The sequence below is a fragment of the Parashewanella curva genome (assembly GCF_003675895.1).
GTDB classification, from domain to species: domain Bacteria; phylum Pseudomonadota; class Gammaproteobacteria; order Enterobacterales; family Shewanellaceae; genus Parashewanella; species Parashewanella curva.
This window is the reverse complement of record NZ_ML014759.1, coordinates 15884-31590: the sequence shown is the minus strand read 5'-3', so window position 1 is coordinate 31590 and position 15707 is coordinate 15884. Positions and strand designations below refer to the sequence as shown.

Annotated in this window: 18 protein-coding genes; 15 read left to right on the top strand and 3 right to left on the bottom strand. The window is 42.7% G+C overall.

Annotated features, from left to right (window positions below):
• Positions 1 to 6: 6 nt before the first annotated feature.
• Positions 7 to 519, bottom strand: a complete 513-nt coding sequence (gene def, locus D5018_RS04440; RefSeq protein ID WP_121837799.1) for a peptide deformylase — start codon at positions 517 to 519, stop codon at positions 7 to 9.
• A gap of 223 nt (positions 520 to 742) precedes the next feature.
• On the opposite strand from def, the gene D5018_RS04435 reads away from it, so the two are divergent.
• Genes D5018_RS04435 through D5018_RS04425 form a run of 3 tightly spaced genes read left to right on the top strand, consistent with a single transcriptional unit; the run spans position 743 to position 3419 of the window.
• On the top strand, positions 743 to 1828 hold the full coding sequence (locus D5018_RS04435; protein ID WP_165904996.1) for a LysM peptidoglycan-binding domain-containing protein: 1086 nt from the start codon (positions 743 to 745) through the stop codon (positions 1826 to 1828).
• On the top strand, positions 1825 to 2940 hold the full coding sequence (gene dprA / locus D5018_RS04430; RefSeq protein WP_121837798.1) for a DNA-processing protein DprA: 1116 nt from the start codon (positions 1825 to 1827) through the stop codon (positions 2938 to 2940). The genes D5018_RS04435 and dprA overlap by 4 nt, the downstream gene beginning before the upstream one ends.
• A 5-nt stretch (positions 2941 to 2945) precedes the next feature.
• Positions 2946 to 3419: a DUF494 family protein gene (locus D5018_RS04425; RefSeq protein WP_121837797.1), complete on the top strand. Its 474-nt coding sequence runs from the start codon at positions 2946 to 2948 to the stop codon at positions 3417 to 3419.
• Between the two features lie 49 nt (positions 3420 to 3468).
• Here the strand turns inward: D5018_RS04425 and D5018_RS04420 are convergent, their stop codons facing one another.
• On the bottom strand, positions 3469 to 5247 hold the full coding sequence (locus D5018_RS04420; RefSeq protein ID WP_243637381.1) for a collagenase: 1779 nt from the start codon (positions 5245 to 5247) through the stop codon (positions 3469 to 3471).
• A 128-nt stretch (positions 5248 to 5375) separates the two neighbouring features.
• Between D5018_RS04420 and D5018_RS04415 the strand changes: the two genes are divergently transcribed.
• From D5018_RS04415 to hemF, 3 genes are read left to right on the top strand one after another with little or no spacing between them, the layout of a single operon-like run.
• Positions 5376 to 5942 carry a DNA topoisomerase family protein gene (locus tag D5018_RS04415; protein ID WP_121837795.1) on the top strand — a complete coding sequence of 189 codons (567 nt, stop codon included), beginning with the start codon at positions 5376 to 5378 and terminating at the stop codon, positions 5940 to 5942.
• A 12-nt stretch (positions 5943 to 5954) separates the two neighbouring features.
• A complete protein-coding gene (gene tsaC, locus D5018_RS04410) occupies positions 5955 to 6512 on the top strand; it encodes an L-threonylcarbamoyladenylate synthase type 1 TsaC (RefSeq protein ID WP_121837794.1) in 558 nt (185 codons plus the stop codon).
• A 14-nt stretch (positions 6513 to 6526) separates the two neighbouring features.
• Positions 6527 to 7438, top strand: a complete 912-nt coding sequence (gene hemF, locus D5018_RS04405) for an oxygen-dependent coproporphyrinogen oxidase (RefSeq protein WP_121837793.1) — start codon at positions 6527 to 6529, stop codon at positions 7436 to 7438.
• Here the strand turns inward: hemF and D5018_RS04400 are convergent.
• The gene (locus D5018_RS04400) at positions 7420 to 7866 is read right to left on the bottom strand and encodes a group II truncated hemoglobin (RefSeq protein ID WP_121837854.1); all 447 of its coding nucleotides are present in this window, start codon (positions 7864 to 7866) and stop codon (positions 7420 to 7422) included. The two genes, hemF and D5018_RS04400, sit on opposite strands and share 19 nt — an antisense overlap.
• 50 nt (positions 7867 to 7916) lie before the next feature.
• Here D5018_RS04400 and aroE point away from each other — a divergent pair, with 50 nt between their 5' ends.
• From aroE to D5018_RS04360, 9 genes are all read left to right on the top strand, one after another.
• Positions 7917 to 8744 (top strand): shikimate dehydrogenase, encoded by an 828-nt coding sequence (gene aroE, locus D5018_RS04395; RefSeq protein ID WP_121837792.1) that lies wholly within the window; start codon positions 7917 to 7919, stop codon positions 8742 to 8744.
• Between the two features lie 912 nt (positions 8745 to 9656).
• Positions 9657 to 9989: a TrbC/VirB2 family protein gene (locus tag D5018_RS04390; RefSeq protein WP_121837791.1), complete on the top strand. Its 333-nt coding sequence runs from the start codon at positions 9657 to 9659 to the stop codon at positions 9987 to 9989.
• Between the two features lie 12 nt (positions 9990 to 10001).
• A complete protein-coding gene (locus D5018_RS04385) occupies positions 10002 to 10322 on the top strand; it encodes a VirB3 family type IV secretion system protein (RefSeq protein WP_121837790.1) in 321 nt (106 codons plus the stop codon).
• On the top strand, positions 10319 to 12814 hold the full coding sequence (locus D5018_RS04380; protein WP_121837789.1) for a VirB4 family type IV secretion/conjugal transfer ATPase: 2496 nt from the start codon (positions 10319 to 10321) through the stop codon (positions 12812 to 12814). The genes D5018_RS04385 and D5018_RS04380 overlap by 4 nt, the downstream gene beginning before the upstream one ends.
• Complete coding sequence (locus tag D5018_RS04375; RefSeq protein ID WP_121837788.1) at positions 12811 to 13434, top strand: type IV secretion system protein; 624 nt, start codon at positions 12811 to 12813, stop codon at positions 13432 to 13434. The genes D5018_RS04380 and D5018_RS04375 overlap by 4 nt, the downstream gene beginning before the upstream one ends.
• A gap of 47 nt (positions 13435 to 13481) precedes the next feature.
• Positions 13482 to 13760, top strand: a complete 279-nt coding sequence (locus D5018_RS04370) for an EexN family lipoprotein (protein ID WP_121837787.1) — start codon at positions 13482 to 13484, stop codon at positions 13758 to 13760.
• Between the two features lie 5 nt (positions 13761 to 13765).
• Positions 13766 to 14782 (top strand): TrbL/VirB6 family protein, encoded by a 1017-nt coding sequence (locus D5018_RS04365; protein WP_121837786.1) that lies wholly within the window; start codon positions 13766 to 13768, stop codon positions 14780 to 14782.
• Positions 14779 to 14931 carry a hypothetical protein gene (locus D5018_RS21625; RefSeq protein WP_165904995.1) on the top strand — a complete coding sequence of 51 codons (153 nt, stop codon included), beginning with the start codon at positions 14779 to 14781 and terminating at the stop codon, positions 14929 to 14931. The genes D5018_RS04365 and D5018_RS21625 overlap by 4 nt, the downstream gene beginning before the upstream one ends.
• The gene (locus tag D5018_RS04360) at positions 14924 to 15658 is read left to right on the top strand and encodes a VirB8 family type IV secretion system protein (RefSeq protein WP_121837785.1); all 735 of its coding nucleotides are present in this window, start codon (positions 14924 to 14926) and stop codon (positions 15656 to 15658) included. The genes D5018_RS21625 and D5018_RS04360 overlap by 8 nt, the downstream gene beginning before the upstream one ends.
• The last annotated feature ends 49 nt before the right edge of the window (positions 15659 to 15707 follow it).

Here is a 15707-nt window from a genome sequence, read left to right as displayed (position 1 = left end):
AGTACCTTAGGCGTTTTTCGCAGCGAGACGCGCTTCTTTTTCCAACTTTTGCTTAATGCGGTTGCGTTTTAGTGGTGATAAATAATCCACAAACAGCTTGCCAACAAGGTGATCCATTTCATGTTGCAAACAGATAGCAAACAAACCATCAGCTTCGACAGTAAATTCTTTACCATCACGATCAAGGGCTTTTACGGTCACGTTTTCGGCGCGTTCAACTTTGGCGTATATGCCAGGAACAGATAAACAGCCTTCTTCGTTTTCAAAATGACCGCTGGATTCAACAATCTCAGGATTAATGAATACATTTGGGCGCTCTACTTCATCTTGCAGATCCATGACAATTAAGCGTTGATGATAGTCAACCTGAGTAGCAGCAAGGCCAATGCCTTTTTCTTCATACATGGTCTCAAGCATGTCTTCAATTTGAGTCTGTAGTTTGTCATCAAATTCAGTAACGGGTTTTGCGATAGTACGCAAATGCTCATCTGGGAAACGCAAAACGGATAATAGTGCCATAGATGTCCTCTAACTCTGTTAAATCTTAATCAGTTGGTTATACTGACTTTTGAATCAAGTATTGGGTAATTTTAATCCTTTGTTATGGCGAATACCATTGTTGAAGATGAATAAGTCTTTATGATCAAGTGGTAGAACGGCATAATAAGCTAAGGAATGGCTTAGAGGAGTACCCGAACGAACTTCAGTTGGGGAAACCTGTAACAATAAAATGGACTGTTAAATGATACGCATATTCGTAATTGTGTTCGCAATGATATCCAGTGTTGCGATAGCCGATACTTTGGCACTAAAGCAAGATCGCCCACAAACCTATGTAGTTAAAAAAGGCGATACCCTCTGGGATATATCCAGTTTTTATTTACAGGATCCATGGCGTTGGCCTGAATTATGGGGGGCTAACCCACAAGTCAGCAATCCTCATCTTATCTACCCTGGCGATATTTTGACCTTAGTTTTTATTAACGGTAAACCTAGATTGGTGAAAAAACCGCATAAAAAGCTGTCACCACATGGTCGAATTATTTCTAAAAATAATGCTATTCCGATGATCGATCTTGGGGTTATTCAACCTTATATTGTGCAAAACCGAGTTGAAACGGATCAATGGCTTGAGGGCAAAGCTATGGTCGTCGGTGGTGAGCGAGAATCTCGTTTCCATATGCTCAATGATGTGATTTACATTGATCAGCCGCTTAAAGTTGGTCAAAAGCTTGCCTTATATGAGCCAGGACGAGAACTTAAAGCACATGGTGAAGACTTAGGTAAAGAGTTGGTGTTGACTGGCAGTGGTCGTGTGATTGAGTCCGGCAAGGTTTCCAAATTAAAAATTCTAAATAGCTTGCGTGAAACCAGAGCGGGTTTTTATGCTCTGCCTGTTGATGAAGAAGCCATGATGTCGGCTTATTACATGCCATCTCCAGGAACAACAAACGCCACCACAAGAGTGCTAGCGATTGCCAATCATCAACGAGAAGCTGGGCAGTTGAATGTCGTGTATCTGGATCGCGGCCAACAGGCAGGAATTCATCCTGGCCAAGTTTTTGATATATTCCGTGATGGAGACGAGATTGTAATCGATGCTGATGGTCAACCCATCCAGACCGAAGACCGTAGTGCTTACGACGATATGATGGCGAGTTTATCAGCTGATAATGCCGTCACTGTACCTGATACGTTTCGTGGAAAATTGATGGTGTTTAAGGTGTTCGAAAACGTCAGTTTTGGCTTGATCTTATTAGACGACCGTCCAGTACGTGTCGGCGATAAAATCATGACGCCAACATCAGGAGCCATAGCCAGAGAATGACGGCATCGACACTGGCCGATTGGCTAGTTGTTAGTGCCGTATCTGGGTTAGGGCCAACTCGGGTTCAACAATTACTAAAGCATTTATCCTTATCTGAGCTGCGCTGGGCGATTGAACATCGCCCTAGTGACTTACCGCGTTCAGTTCAAAGTCTTACTTCTTTAACATTTAATCCTGCTAAAGTTGATTCTGCGTTAACTTGGCTGGAAGTCTCAGCTGAACACTATATTATTTGTCTTGACGATGATGATTATCCATCGCTACTTCGTGAAATCGCTGATCCTCCTACCTTGCTGTTTGTTAAAGGCGATCCTATGGCATTAGCATTACCATCCTTGGCGATGGTGGGGAGTCGAGATGCAACTCCAGCCGGATTAAAGCACAGCTATGAATTTGCCAAACAGTTGGTTGAAGCTGGAATAATGGTAACCAGCGGCTTGGCGGCGGGCATTGATGGCGCGGCTCACAGTGGAGCCCTAGCCGCTAGAACGGAAAGCAACTATAAAACACTAGCGGTATTAGGAACGGGCGTTGATGAAATTTATCCCAAACGTCACCGTAGTTTATATCAAGAAATTCAAACACAAGGCTGCATTATCAGTGAGTATTGGCCAGATACTCGTCCTTATGCTGGAAATTTTCCGAAACGAAATCGTATTATTAGCGGTCTAAGTTTAGGAACCCTAGTGGTAGAAGCCTCGCGCCGAAGTGGGTCTTTGATTACTGCAAGAATGGCCATGGAACAAGGGCGAGATGTATTCGCGTTGCCTGGCAGTATTTTGAGCCATCAAAGTCAAGGGTGTCATGACTTGATCCAACAAGGGGCAAAGCTGACCTGCTGTGTGGACGACATTTTGCAAGAGTTACCAAATATTTTCAGTCACCACCTTGAAGAGTCAAAAAAACAACACCATATAGGAAAAGAAGCACAACCCGATTTGCCATTTTCGTCACTCTTGGCTAGTGTAGGCTATGAGACAACGACAATTGATGTCATTGTCGAACATAGTGGAATTGCGATCGATCTGGTGCTGGAGCAATTACTTGAACTTGAACTACAAGGTTGGGTGGCAACGGTACCTGGTGGTTACGTCAAACTGAAGAGGAGTTAAGCCTGATGTTCGACATATTAATGTACCTTTTCGAGAACTATGTCCAAGGAGATACCGAACTGTTAGTGGATGAAGACGAGTTAACGAAAGAATTAACTCGTGCCGGTTTTCATCAATCAGAAATCATCAAAGCTTTAGATTGGTTAGAGCGATTAGCGGATTTACAGACTAAGGAGGGCTCTTATCTTCGCACTCATAACCCACAATCTTTTCGTATTTATACCGAAGAGGAAATGGATAAGCTGGACGTGGAAAGCCGTGGCTTTCTAATGTTTTTAGAGCAAATCAAGGTGCTAAATGTCGAAACGCGTGAAATGGTGATTGATCGAGTCATGGAGTTAGAAGACAGTTATCTTGGTTTGGAAGACTTAAAGTGGGTGATCTTAATGGTACTGTTCAATGCACCGGGTCACCAATCCGCCTACGAACAAATGGAAGACTTGATTTTTGAACAGCCTGATGGGCGTTTACATTCATAATGTTGAAGCGTATAAAAAGAAAGGAAGCAAATCGCTTCCTTTTTTGATCTTAATAATGCCTATGCATCTTATCCGCTACAAAATGGCTTGGATTTAGGTAATCACGATAACTATAACGATTGAGTTTATTTACCTTAGGTTTTTTGTTTTCCTCTGCTTGAGTATCGGCTTTCAATAATGCAGTTAGCCAAGCTTGAAAGGCTTCATTGTGGTTTTCTAGTTCTGTTAGCTTCGCTTGATAATCTACAAAAATATCGGCTTTCAGTGCTTGGCTTAGATTTACCATTTCTTGAGGGTGATGCTCTGAAAGATAGCGGATAGCTAAATAGCTCCATTGATAAGTGCGCTTTAGTCCATCACCATATTCGGTAGCAAAAATGGTTTTGAGAGTCGGGCGCTCTTCATTTGTTTCAGTGGCTACTTTTAATGCCTTAGGATTGTCATTTCCTTTCGAGATATATTCCGCTAGCCCCTCTGCCCACCACACCATGTGGCTTGGGAAATGACCAAATTCACCGTATTTCACAAAGCGACCATCAAGATAATGCACATATTCATGGTTTAGGTTCCAAACTGAAAATTCAGGTTCAACCCACCATTGGCGAAAGGCCAAAAAGCGAGCTTGATTCCCCGGTTTTTGTGGTGTTCCTTCTAAATACATACCGCCATTATCTGTGTTGATATCAAATAATAATTGACCGCCAATGTGGTATTGGCTCCAATTTTTAAACACCACTACTTCAAGGGTGGTATTGTGATCATTGGCAGTGGGTTGTTTTTGCGAATCAAGCATTTGATGGAAATCGCTTTCTTGTGAGGTAAGCCGTTGGCAAGACTCAGTTAACTGCTCTGACGTTAGATCTTGATGACGAATGATAATAGTAGCAGAGCAAGAATGGGTTAACGGCAAGAGTGTTGACTCATCAGGAATACGGCATCGATTTTCGTTGTCTATGCAAGCTTGACGAAGTGCGAAGGTATTAATGTGGTAACCAAGGGTATAGGCGTCTTTGGCTTGCTCATTACGCTGCTTAATATCAGCATCAGCAATGCTGGCCACCGCATCATCAATTTCTTGTTCTTGTTTGGTGGGTTTATCCGTATCAGAAGCCGGCAAGGTTAAGCGATATAATGCTAATGCCCAATAAGCGTTCTGTTTTGGCCAATCGCTCTGTTGACGAATGCTGTTTGTGTGTTTGGCAAAGCTGATGAGTGGCAAGTGCACGCGTTGTTTTATCAAGGTCTTTGCCAAAGCGCCATCAGGTTGTTTTTTGGCTTGGTTAAGTAAAAAACCGTAGGCACGCAAGGTTTCCCACAGGGCATAATCCGTTGCTTGGCTGATGGGCGCTGTAGAAAGTGCAAGCAACTGGCTTTTTAAAGGTTTGAGTAAAGGTTGCAGTGATTCTGCAGCATCGTCTTTATCAAAATAACGGTACAGTGTGACGGCAAACTGCTCTTGAAAGCGTGGATTTTGTTTTAACTCTGAAACCGTGGTGAGTCTTTGTAGTTGCTTTGACAGAGAGTGTTTCTGCTCCGCCGTGAGGGCTTTAATATCGCCAAAATAGCTGTAGGCTCTTAGAAAATACAACAGCTGATTGATGTCATTGATTTGAGTGGTAGGCGCAAGGCTGTTAACGGCTTTATCAAAGGTCGCGGTTGTGAGTAGCTGGTTATCGAACCGGAATAAATCCTTTGGAGACGAAATCAACACTTGTTGGATTTCAGGAGTAGCTAAAGCTAGCTCAGCGACTTTGGGTGAAGGGCTACATGCTGTAACAGCCAAGAGCCCAATCACTATACCTTTAAGCAGGGATGTCCGTATTATCACAGTGTGCCTCCACTCTTTACTTTTGTATACAATATTCCATTGCGGGTTGAAAGTGAAGCATTGTGTCAGTTGGCGCATAGGGACGGATGCGATAAAATGGCACTTAAGCTAAAGGGTAATGGATATTTATGTCTAATAAAATTGATCCACAATTGTTTTCGATTCACGAGCATGCGCTTGAGAAAGAGTATGAAATTTGCCCTGAGTGTGGCTCAGAGCTATCGGTTAAACACAGTCAACACGGCAGTTTTTTAGGCTGTAATAATTACCCACAATGTCAATATACACGGCCGCTGGTTCAACACGAAGCCATAGCATCACAAGTGATTGAAGGTTCAGAATGTTCTGAGTGTGGCCATGAGCTGGCAGTAAAATCGGGTCGATTTGGTATTTTCATTGGCTGTACTCATTATCCGGAATGTCATCACATTGAGCGGCCAGATCATGAAGATGATGACGGTGTCATCGCTTGCCCACAATGTCATCAGGGGCAACTGGAACATCGCACCAATCGTTTTGGCAAGAATTTCTATGCCTGTAATGCCTACCCTAAATGCAAATTTTTGGTAAACCATAAACCCGTGGCGCAAGCCTGCCCAGATTGTGGATTTGGTATTTTAGTTAGCCGTCACTCTGCATCTGGAGTGCGATTGGAATGCCCACAAAAAGCCTGCAAATTTAAACAACAACTTTAAAAGGTATCTTAGATGCGTCATTTGCATCCTACACAAGTAAGCGAGTTGATAAATGCTGGTGGGATCATTGCTTATCCCACCGAAGGTGTTTATGGGCTAGGTTGCGATCCTGATAATGTCGGTAGTATCGAACGTTTACTGACAATTAAACAAAGACCTTGGGAAAAGGGATTGATCATTGTCGCCAGTCGTTTTGAACAATTGGCCGATTATGTCGATTTTTCCCAGTTAACCGATGAGCAAATCAATACCATCAAGTCTCATTGGCCTGGTGCTGTGACTCAAATCATGCCAGCAAAACAGAGCGTGAGTACCAAATTAAAAGGGCAGTTTGATACCATTGCGATTCGTATTTCAGCTCACCCAACAGTGATTGAACTTTGTAATAGTTTGGGTAAACCTCTGGTTTCAACCAGTGCCAATATTGCAGGGGAGCCGCCTGCCATGAGTGGTGATGAAATTGAAGCGCAATTTTCAGAGCAAATTGATGCCTTGATTGAAGGCGAATTAGGCGGGCGTAAACAGCCCTCTACCATCATTGATGCCCGAACTGGGCAAGTTTTACGATAAGGAATCGCAAGTTAATGGGAAAAGCAAATGCTAACGAAGTAAAAGCGTTTTTACTGCAATTACAAAATAATATTTGCCAAGAACTGGAGCGTTTAGATGGTGAAGCTGAATTTCAACATGATCAATGGCAGCGTGAAGAAGGTGGTGGCGGTCAAAGCCGAGTATTAACCGCTGGTAACGTATTCGAGCAAGCGGGCGTGAATTTTTCTCATGTGACTGGCGCACAAATGCCAGCATCAGCCACGGCTCATCGTCCAGAATTAGCAGGCCGTAGCTTTGAAGCTATGGGCGTGTCTTTGGTGATCCACCCAATGAACCCTTATATTCCAACAACTCACGCCAATGTTCGCTTTTTTATCGCTGAAAAAGAAGGTGCCGATCCGGTGTGGTGGTTTGGCGGTGGTTTTGACTTAACGCCTTATTATCCATTTAAAGAAGATGTGATTGAGTGGCATCAAACCGCAAAAGACTTATGTATACCGTTTGGTGATGATGTTTATCCAAAATATAAGAAATGGTGTGACGACTATTTCTATCTTCCACACCGTAAAGAGACGCGAGGTGTTGGCGGTTTGTTCTTTGATGATCTCAATGCATGGGGATTCGACAAGAGTTTTGCCTTTATGCAAGCGGTAGGTGAGAGCTTTATCAAAGCGTATGCCCCGATAGTCGAACGTCGCAAAGAGACGGAATATGGTGAGCGTGAACGTGAATTCCAGCTCTATCGCCGTGGTCGCTATGTCGAATTCAACTTAGTCTATGATCGTGGTACCTTGTTTGGATTACAAACTGGTGGGCGAACTGAATCCATTCTAATGTCGATGCCGCCACTGGTACGTTGGCAATATTGCTATGAGCCAGAAGCAGGAACACCTGAAGCCGAGTTGTACGAGACGTATCTAAAACCTCAAGACTGGTTAGGCTGATTCCTCATATGATCAGCTAATGTTGAAATCGCCTGAAAGATCACTTTTTGATGCTCAGGTGATTTCAAACTTTTCCCTAACGCATACCCCATACATTCTAACCATTGATCTCGCATCGACTCATCAATCGAAAATGGCATATGCCTTGCCCTGAGCGCTGGGTTACCATGACGCTGTTGAAACAGTTGTGGTCCACCCAACCAGCCACTCAGAAATTCATATAATTTTTGTTCTGAATCCTGCAAAGATTGAGGGTGAATATCACGAAGTGGACGGACATTGGGGTTCGTTGCCATATAGTGATAAAAATGCTCAGCAATCGCCTTGATGGTTTCATCGCCGCCAATCATATCGTAAGCATTGGATTGCTTAGGATCACGTTCATGCATACCATCATTTCTTTTAAAAAGTTTATTCAACCACTTCATGTTAAAGTTAGATAAAATCAAAAATTGGCTGAATTATATCGGAAACCTTAATGATTGATAGATACGCCGTATTTGGTAATCCCATAAAACACAGTAAATCACCCTTTATTCATCAACAATTTGCTAAGCAAACAGGGCAAGAGTTGAGTTATGAAAAATTGCTCGCTCCCGTGGATGGTTTTGAAGATGCGGTAACCATATTTTTCGAGCAAGGTGGAAAAGGTGCGAATGTGACCGTGCCTTTTAAAGAGCAAGCTTTTGTACTATGTAATCAATGCTCAGCTTCGGCGCAATTGGCTAAAGCAGTAAACACATTATGGCTGGACGAGAATGGTAATTTGATTGGCGACAATACCGATGGTTTAGGCTTAGTCGCTGATTTAGAAAGACAGTTTGGTGACATTGCTAAAAAGAGCATTGTCATTTTAGGCGCTGGTGGTGCGGTTCGAGGTTGTATTTATCCGTTATTGGATAAAAAAGTGAATCGGATAGTGATCGCAAATCGAACTAAGGTCAAAGCGACAGATTTAGCCTCTGAGATCAATGAGCCAAACGTGAAAGGAATGGGACTCGATGATCTGTCTGCTGATACTGATTGCGACATCTTGATAAATGCCACCTCTTCAGGTGTAGAAGGAAAAGTGCCGTACATTTCAAATGAATTCATTCATGCACAGATAAAAGCCTACGATATGTTCTATGGCTCAGAGAAAACAGCATTTATCGAATGGGTTGAACAACGAGGAATAACACAGAGTGCTGATGGTTTGGGCATGTTGGTTGGGCAAGCGGCCGAAAGCTTTACGCGTTGGCGTAATGTGAAGCCACAAATAGAACCTGTATTATTACAATTACGAAAGCAAATGCTTAAGCAGTAGTGACCATGAATCAAAGTATTATGTTGTGCGTTGTTTGCTTATGCCTTTGATTGTAATGGGGTATTTTTATAGGTTTGTAAGCAATCATGTTTTATGTACACACTAATGTACACATGAGTTTACAAGAATCATGGTAACTTTTAATCGTTCTTGCAATAAACCCGCCTGTTGTTGAAAAAGTGAAAGTATCATTCAAAAGATAAAACTGACCTTTATTTTGCGGTTCCCAGTTCACCCTTATTCAAAAAGGCTATTGGGCTGTCTCTTCCTATTTCAGATAATGTATAAGTGGCCGCCTTTAGGGTAATTTTGGTAACTCAATTCGTTTTATGAACACAACTATATGTAAAATAAGTTTTTTATTAATTTATTACAGGTAACTAAAAAGATGACTAAGAGGTAATCTTGTTACCATCGATTTAGGTGACTACGGCCGAAATATTTTTCTATATAAATCAATATGATTACTTTTTAGATTACTCAAAATCACCCTTTGGGGTAATCTAGGAAATCATTTCTTATCAGACAGTTAATTTTGTTTTTGGCTATTGGTGACTAACATTACCCCAACATGATTCTTTGAAGGGTAATTGTTTACGCAACTTAAATGCTGTTCTCATATCGTCCCCAAGAGGTTGCTGGTTATTTTATTTGCTGAGTACCTAAAATAAGGCATGCCTGATAGTAAATGAGGCTATAGATCTTAAAAAAGTTGCATATTCCTGAATATTCCTAAACATCAACAGATAAAACATAACCTTTAATTAAGCATAACTTTTTAGCAGTTTACAGGATTATTTTTCAATGTGAGTATCTCCAGAAAATTCTAGTTGTTCTGGATACTCTTAAGGACGTGAAGTGTCTTTCAAAAGCAACTCTAGCTCTCATTTGGGCGCATATTTGGAGTAAAAAATGAAAGTAAATTCACTCAACATCACTGCTACTAATTCGATTCAATCAAGCAGATCTCGGGCGCTGGTCGCCCATCTTTTTTTGATTTCCATTTTACTGCTGGTTCCCGAACTTGCTTTTGCTGATCCCATTTCTGAAGGTGTCGATTGGGTGATGCAGTTGCTTACCAATGGTATTGCTCGTAGTGCAGCCATTATTGGTATTGCCATTTTGGGTTATTTGGCATGGTTTGGCCGCATTACTGGTGAGACTTGCGGTAAGTATATTGCGGGGATAGTGCTGGTCTTTGGTGGCTCAACCATTGTTGACCTGATCATTTCTGCTGTGAAATAGAGGACAGTCATTATGTCCTCTACAGATTTCCGTGACCCCTTATTTGTGGCTGTCACTCGTCCTGCGATGAAATGGGGCGTGACTTTGGATGGCATTATCATTGCAGCGGCTTTAGTAACCGTGTTGATGATAGCCACTAAAAATCCCTTTGTTTTACTGCTGTATTTTCCTTTACATGCGCTGATGTACTCGCTGTGCTTGCGTGATCCTATGATGTTTCGTTTGCTCAAGCTCTGGATGAACACCAAGGCTAAATCTGTATGCTGGCGATGCTTGGGTTATGCCAGTGCCAGCCCTGTTGTTAATACTCGCAATAAGGAGCGCATGTTATGAGTGCAATAGCCATCGAAAAGATCACTAAGGAGTGGCAGCGAGAAAACTCTGTTGATGAGTTTATTCCATACCAAGCGCATGTAGACGAACACACGCTTAAAACCCATAGCAGTGATTATTTGCAGATCATCAAGCTGCAAGGTGTGCCGCATGAATCGGCTGATCCTGAGCAAGTAAACCTCTGGAAAGAGCAATTCAATTTGATGCTACGAAATATCGCCTGTCCTCATGTGTGTTTATGGACGCACCTTATTCGTCGTGAATCCAAGATTGTTCCAAAAGGCGAGTTTAAAGCCGATTTCGATAAGCAGTTAAATCAGAAATATATCGACAAAATCTGCCAAAGTCAGTTGATGGTCAATGAGCTATATCTAACAGTCATTTACCGTGATGCCAATGTGACACTTAAAACAAAGTTACAAGTAAAATCGCCCTCGGTTGAAAAGTTACTTGCCGAACAAAAGCAAGCGATATCAGCGTTGAATGACGTTGTTAATACGGTTTTATCATCACTGGAAAGTTATCAGCCAAAGCGGTTAGGCATCCGTTCCAAGGATATTATCAATAAAGGAAAAGTGAAAGGGAAAGTGTTCTACAGCGAATTACTCACGCTTTTAGATTACCTGACCAATGGTGAGTGGCAAGCCAGAGCCATCAGCACCAAAGATATTTCAAAGTCATTACCTAGAGTCAGACCACTGTTTTCTGATAATACCTTTGCCCTGAAAGGCATTACGCAAACCCGTTTTGGGGCGTGTTTGAGTATTAAGGAGTACCCAGAACACACCGAAGCGGGTTTGCTTAATGCGCTTTTATCGGCACCCTTTGAGTTGGTGTTAACCCAAAGCTTTCAGTTTTTATCGAAACCTGTAGCTACTGAGATTTTATTACGCCAACAAAAAAGGCTGACAGCTACTGGTGACTTTGCCCACTCTCAAGTGGAGGGCATTGATATTGGTCTTGATGATTTAACCGCTGGACGCATGGTTTACGGTGAACATCATCTGGTGTTAACCGTATTGACTGACACGACAGAAGCACTTGATAAACATTTATCGGCACTAAAATCTGAGCTGGCCGACCAAGCCATTATTCTCACCCGAGATGATTTATCGATTCAGTCAGCGTTTTACTCACAGCTTCCAGCAAACAGTCGCTATCGTCCTCGCCCGGCTCGAATATCGTCTCGTAATTTTGCCGGATTTTGCAGTTTTCATAGCTATCCATCAGGTCAAGTTTACGGCAATCAATGGGGGGATGCGGTAACGGTATTGCAAACAGCTTCTGGCGCGCCCTATTTTTTCAATTTCCACGAGCAGAATTTCCATGAGTCTAATACGCATAACCAAGTCCTTCAGGCTCATGTAAATCGTGAAACGGGTAAGGATGACAAGCTCAAGGATGAGCATCACGCTTTAGGTAACACCTTAATCATTGGTGCTTCTGGCTCTGGTAAAACGGTACTGCAAGGCTTTTTGATTTCTCAAAGCAAAAAGTATCAACCAACGCAAATCATCTTTGATAAAGACCGTGGATTAGAGATCTACGTTCGTGCCACTCAAGGGTTATATCTCCCTTTACAAATGGGTAAACCCACAGGCTTTAATCCGTTTCAGCTTGAACCTACAGCTGACAATATTCTGTTTATCACCTCATTAGTCGCCAAACTTTGTGGAAGTGACTTAGATCATCAACATCAACAAGATTTGGCCGATGCAGTTAAAGGTGTAATGAGCTTACCTAAGCCGCAGCGCCGTTTAAGTCGCTGTTTGGAATTTCTTGATCCCGTTGACCCAAATGGTTGCAGCTTAAGGCTGCAAAAGTGGTGTCATGGTGGTGAACTATCCTGGGTTTTGGATAACGAAGTCGATGAACTATCCATTAAAAATCAAACCTTGTTCGGCTTTGATGTCACAGAGTTTTTAGATATTGAAGAAATCCGTACTCCCATCGTGATGTATCTGTTTTATCGCATCGAAAAGCTGATAGATGGTCGCAAGCTGCAAATTTTTATGGATGAATTTTGGAAGCTATTGGCTGATGAATACTTTGAAGATTTAGCCCAAAACAGGCAAAAAGTCATTCGCAAACAAAATGGCATTATGGTCTATGGCACTCAGTCAGTTAAGGACGTTCTTAATTCACCCATAGCTCATACCTTGATTGAGCAATGCGCCACTTTGATTTTAATGCCCAATCCCAAAGCTCGACGTGATGATTATATCGATGGCTTGCATCTTACCGAACGTGAATTTGAGCTTATCAGTACTGAGCTGCAACCCAACTCCCGCCAATTCATCATCAAACAAGGCCATGAAAGTATTGTCGCTAAATTAGACTTAAACGGCTTTGATGATGAACTGGCGGTGATCTCAGGTACTACAGACAAAGTGAACCTGATGTATCGGATTGTGGAAACCGCTGGCAGCACTCCCAAAGACTGGCTACCTGAATACTTTAACGCCTTGCATGAGCAGCGAGGTGAAATATGAAACGGTTATTGCTGTTGACGACGTTTTTACTGTCATTACCTTGCTTGGCGTTTCCTGTGATTGATATTGCCAACTTGCATCAAAAAATCATTGAGATTCGTCACTTACTGGAAGAAATCGACACGCTAAAGCAACAGCTTGATACCGCTAAGCGTCAGCTCAATAGCATCAACGGTATTACTAGAATGAGCGATGCCATTGATTCTGTTTACGATGTGGCGGTCAAAGTCGATCCCAACCTTACTCTCAAACAACAAGGCTTACATAATAGTGAATGGCTCAAGCTGGGCGGTGACAGTGCAAGCTTATTTGATGACATCAACCGCTATCGTGGACGTTGGTTAGGACAAACCCAATTATCGCTACAAGAAACTCAAGTTAGATACGACCAACTGACTAGGCTTATCAACAAGATCACTCAAGCACCAAAACAAAAAGACATTCAAGATTTACAAGCCCGTATTCAAGCGGAAAACGCCATGCTTGCCAATGAGCAAGCCAAGTTACAGCTAATGAAAGCGCAAGCACAAGCCAGTGATGCATTAGCACAGCAACGTATCACTCAAATGGCGATTGAATCGGCTGGTGAATTACACCCGATTAATGTGAATTGGAACTAACCCACCAAGGACGGCAGAACCCATTAAACCTACAATGAGGACTCTGCATGAAACTTATCAATATCCTATTAATTTCAAGCCTGCTTTGTGTCATGACTGGCTGTTCAAAAATAAGCAATCACCATAGCCAACAAAACCAAGGGCATGATGTGGCTTGGTTTAAACAGCATCAGAAAATCTTGATGCAAACCTTAACTCAATGCAGCAACAACCCGGCTAAGTATCGCAATCATTCTGAGTGTATCAATGCTCAACAAGCGGCAAATGATATTGTGGCTGGCGATCCCGTACCACTACCTGCTGATATGGCTCATCCCAAAGAGTAATCATAATGGCGGCTACCAGTAACCTATATCGCAGTATTTTTAGCTTAGTGGATCAAGCTCTGCACAACTATGTGCAACAAGGTTCAACAAGGCTCATTCAATACCTGATCCCCGTGTTTACCAGCATGATGATTTTATGGGCGGTGATTTGGGGCTACTCAATGATGTTTGGTCGCAGTCAGGAACCTATACAAGAAGGTTTTTTTCGTATCATTCGGATTGGTTTCATTCTGACCTTGGGATTAACCGTTGGCCATTACAATCAAACGGTAGTCCGGTTTTTAAGTGAAACTCCACAGTTTTTAGCAGCGGTTGTGTCTGGCACCAAAACTCAAAATGCGGCTCAGCTGTTAGATCACTTGTTCGGTCAAATCCTCATTCTTGCCGATAATGCGTGGCGACAAGGTGGCGTGATGAACGGCAACTTTGGCATGTACATTCTGGCAATGGGCATATTAACCATAGGTGGTTGCCTGACCTTACTAGTGGCCTTCTTTATTTTACTCAGCAAAGTCATGGTCAGTGTGTTGTTGGCCATCGGCCCGGCCTTCTTTGTCCTGCTTCTGTTTCAAGCCACGCAACGCTTCTTTGAAAGCTGGTTGGGAATGGTACTTAACTTCGGTTTTATCTTGCTGCTAGGAGTTTCTTCTGGACAGCTGATGACCTCGGTGGCGTCTAAATATCTTGCGCAAATATCTCACAACCATGCGGCATTAACCACGCTAAGTGACAGCTCCATGCTGTGCATCGTAATGGGTCTGTGCATCTTAGTAATGAAACAAATTCCGGCCATGGCCTCAGCCCTTGGTGGTGGTGTGGCGATTGCAGCTCATGGAGCGATTTCTAACAGTCTTCATGCCATGCGTCCTACCACCTTACGCCATCAATACCGCACTCTCAGAAGAGATTTGAACTACACAGGTCAAGCGTTATCTGCACCAATCAAGCCTGTTGGTTCAGGCTATCGTGCTTATCAACAAAGCTTCGGTGGCAACAGCATTTCGGGAGAAAGTGACCAATGAAAAAAATTCTATCCGTGTGCTTTATTCTGCTGCTCACTCACTGCTCAAGCATGCCCAAACCACCGCATTGTAAAGACGATGGTAAAGGACTAAAACCTGTGAACACTCAGCCTATTGTCATCAAACCTATCGAGGTACGTCATGGCTGAATTTGAGCAGCGACTTACTGATAAGCAGCTTCTTCAGAAATACTTTGCTGAGGCCAGAGGTTGGGATGCTGAGCTGAATGTCAAAATCAAACAATCCGAGCAAAGAGCTTGGAAATGCTGTTTATTACTGGCTCTACTTGCCACGTTATTGGCTATCAGCCTGATCACTTTAATGCCGCTGAAATCCATCGAACCTTTTGTTATTCGAGTTGATAACAACACAGGCTTTGTAGATGTGGTTTCAACCTTAACCAGCAAAGGGCAAGTGAAACAACAGGCACAAGAGGTATTGGATAAATATTTCTTAGCGCAATATCTTCGCCATCGAGAAGGTTACCAGTGGCAAACCCGAACTTATGACCGCAAACTTATTGGCCTAATGTCCGATGAGAATATTCAACAGGATTACGGCTTACAAACCGATCCTAAATCTAACTCAAATGCACCGATTAATCTCTATGGTCAATCAGCACAAGTGTTGATCAAAGTGAATGCCATTAGCTTTATCGCACACGACAAGAATAATGGTGAGCAAACCACAACCGCTTTAGTTCGTTATACCAAGCGAGTTAAGCAAGTCGGTGAAGATCATCCACTAACTCATTGGGTTGCCACTATCACTTTCACTTTTCGCAATGCCCCTATGTCGGTTGCTAACAGACAATTGAATCCGCTTGGTTTTCAAGTGCTGAGTTATCGCAATGATCAAGCCACGGGAGGGGATTAGGATGCAAGGCATCAGAATTTATCTCTGGTCATCCCTGCGTAGGCAGGGA

Coding starts and splice junctions, on each gene's coding strand:
- def (WP_121837799.1), bottom strand. CDS start 519: ATGGCACTATTATCCGTTTTGCGTTTCCCAGATGAGCATTTGCGTACT.
- D5018_RS04435 (WP_165904996.1), top strand. CDS start 743: ATGATACGCATATTCGTAATTGTGTTCGCAATGATATCCAGTGTTGCG.
- dprA (WP_121837798.1), top strand. CDS start 1,825: ATGACGGCATCGACACTGGCCGATTGGCTAGTTGTTAGTGCCGTATCT.
- D5018_RS04425 (WP_121837797.1), top strand. CDS start 2,946: ATGTTCGACATATTAATGTACCTTTTCGAGAACTATGTCCAAGGAGAT.
- D5018_RS04415 (WP_121837795.1), top strand. CDS start 5,376: ATGTCTAATAAAATTGATCCACAATTGTTTTCGATTCACGAGCATGCG.
- tsaC (WP_121837794.1), top strand. CDS start 5,955: ATGCGTCATTTGCATCCTACACAAGTAAGCGAGTTGATAAATGCTGGT.
- hemF (WP_121837793.1), top strand. CDS start 6,527: ATGGGAAAAGCAAATGCTAACGAAGTAAAAGCGTTTTTACTGCAATTA.
- D5018_RS04400 (WP_121837854.1), bottom strand. CDS start 7,866: ATGAAGTGGTTGAATAAACTTTTTAAAAGAAATGATGGTATGCATGAA.
- aroE (WP_121837792.1), top strand. CDS start 7,917: ATGATTGATAGATACGCCGTATTTGGTAATCCCATAAAACACAGTAAA.
- D5018_RS04390 (WP_121837791.1), top strand. CDS start 9,657: ATGAAAGTAAATTCACTCAACATCACTGCTACTAATTCGATTCAATCA.
- D5018_RS04385 (WP_121837790.1), top strand. CDS start 10,002: ATGTCCTCTACAGATTTCCGTGACCCCTTATTTGTGGCTGTCACTCGT.
- D5018_RS04380 (WP_121837789.1), top strand. CDS start 10,319: ATGAGTGCAATAGCCATCGAAAAGATCACTAAGGAGTGGCAGCGAGAA.
- D5018_RS04375 (WP_121837788.1), top strand. CDS start 12,811: ATGAAACGGTTATTGCTGTTGACGACGTTTTTACTGTCATTACCTTGC.
- D5018_RS04370 (WP_121837787.1), top strand. CDS start 13,482: ATGAAACTTATCAATATCCTATTAATTTCAAGCCTGCTTTGTGTCATG.
- D5018_RS04365 (WP_121837786.1), top strand. CDS start 13,766: ATGGCGGCTACCAGTAACCTATATCGCAGTATTTTTAGCTTAGTGGAT.
- D5018_RS21625 (WP_165904995.1), top strand. CDS start 14,779: ATGAAAAAAATTCTATCCGTGTGCTTTATTCTGCTGCTCACTCACTGC.
- D5018_RS04360 (WP_121837785.1), top strand. CDS start 14,924: ATGGCTGAATTTGAGCAGCGACTTACTGATAAGCAGCTTCTTCAGAAA.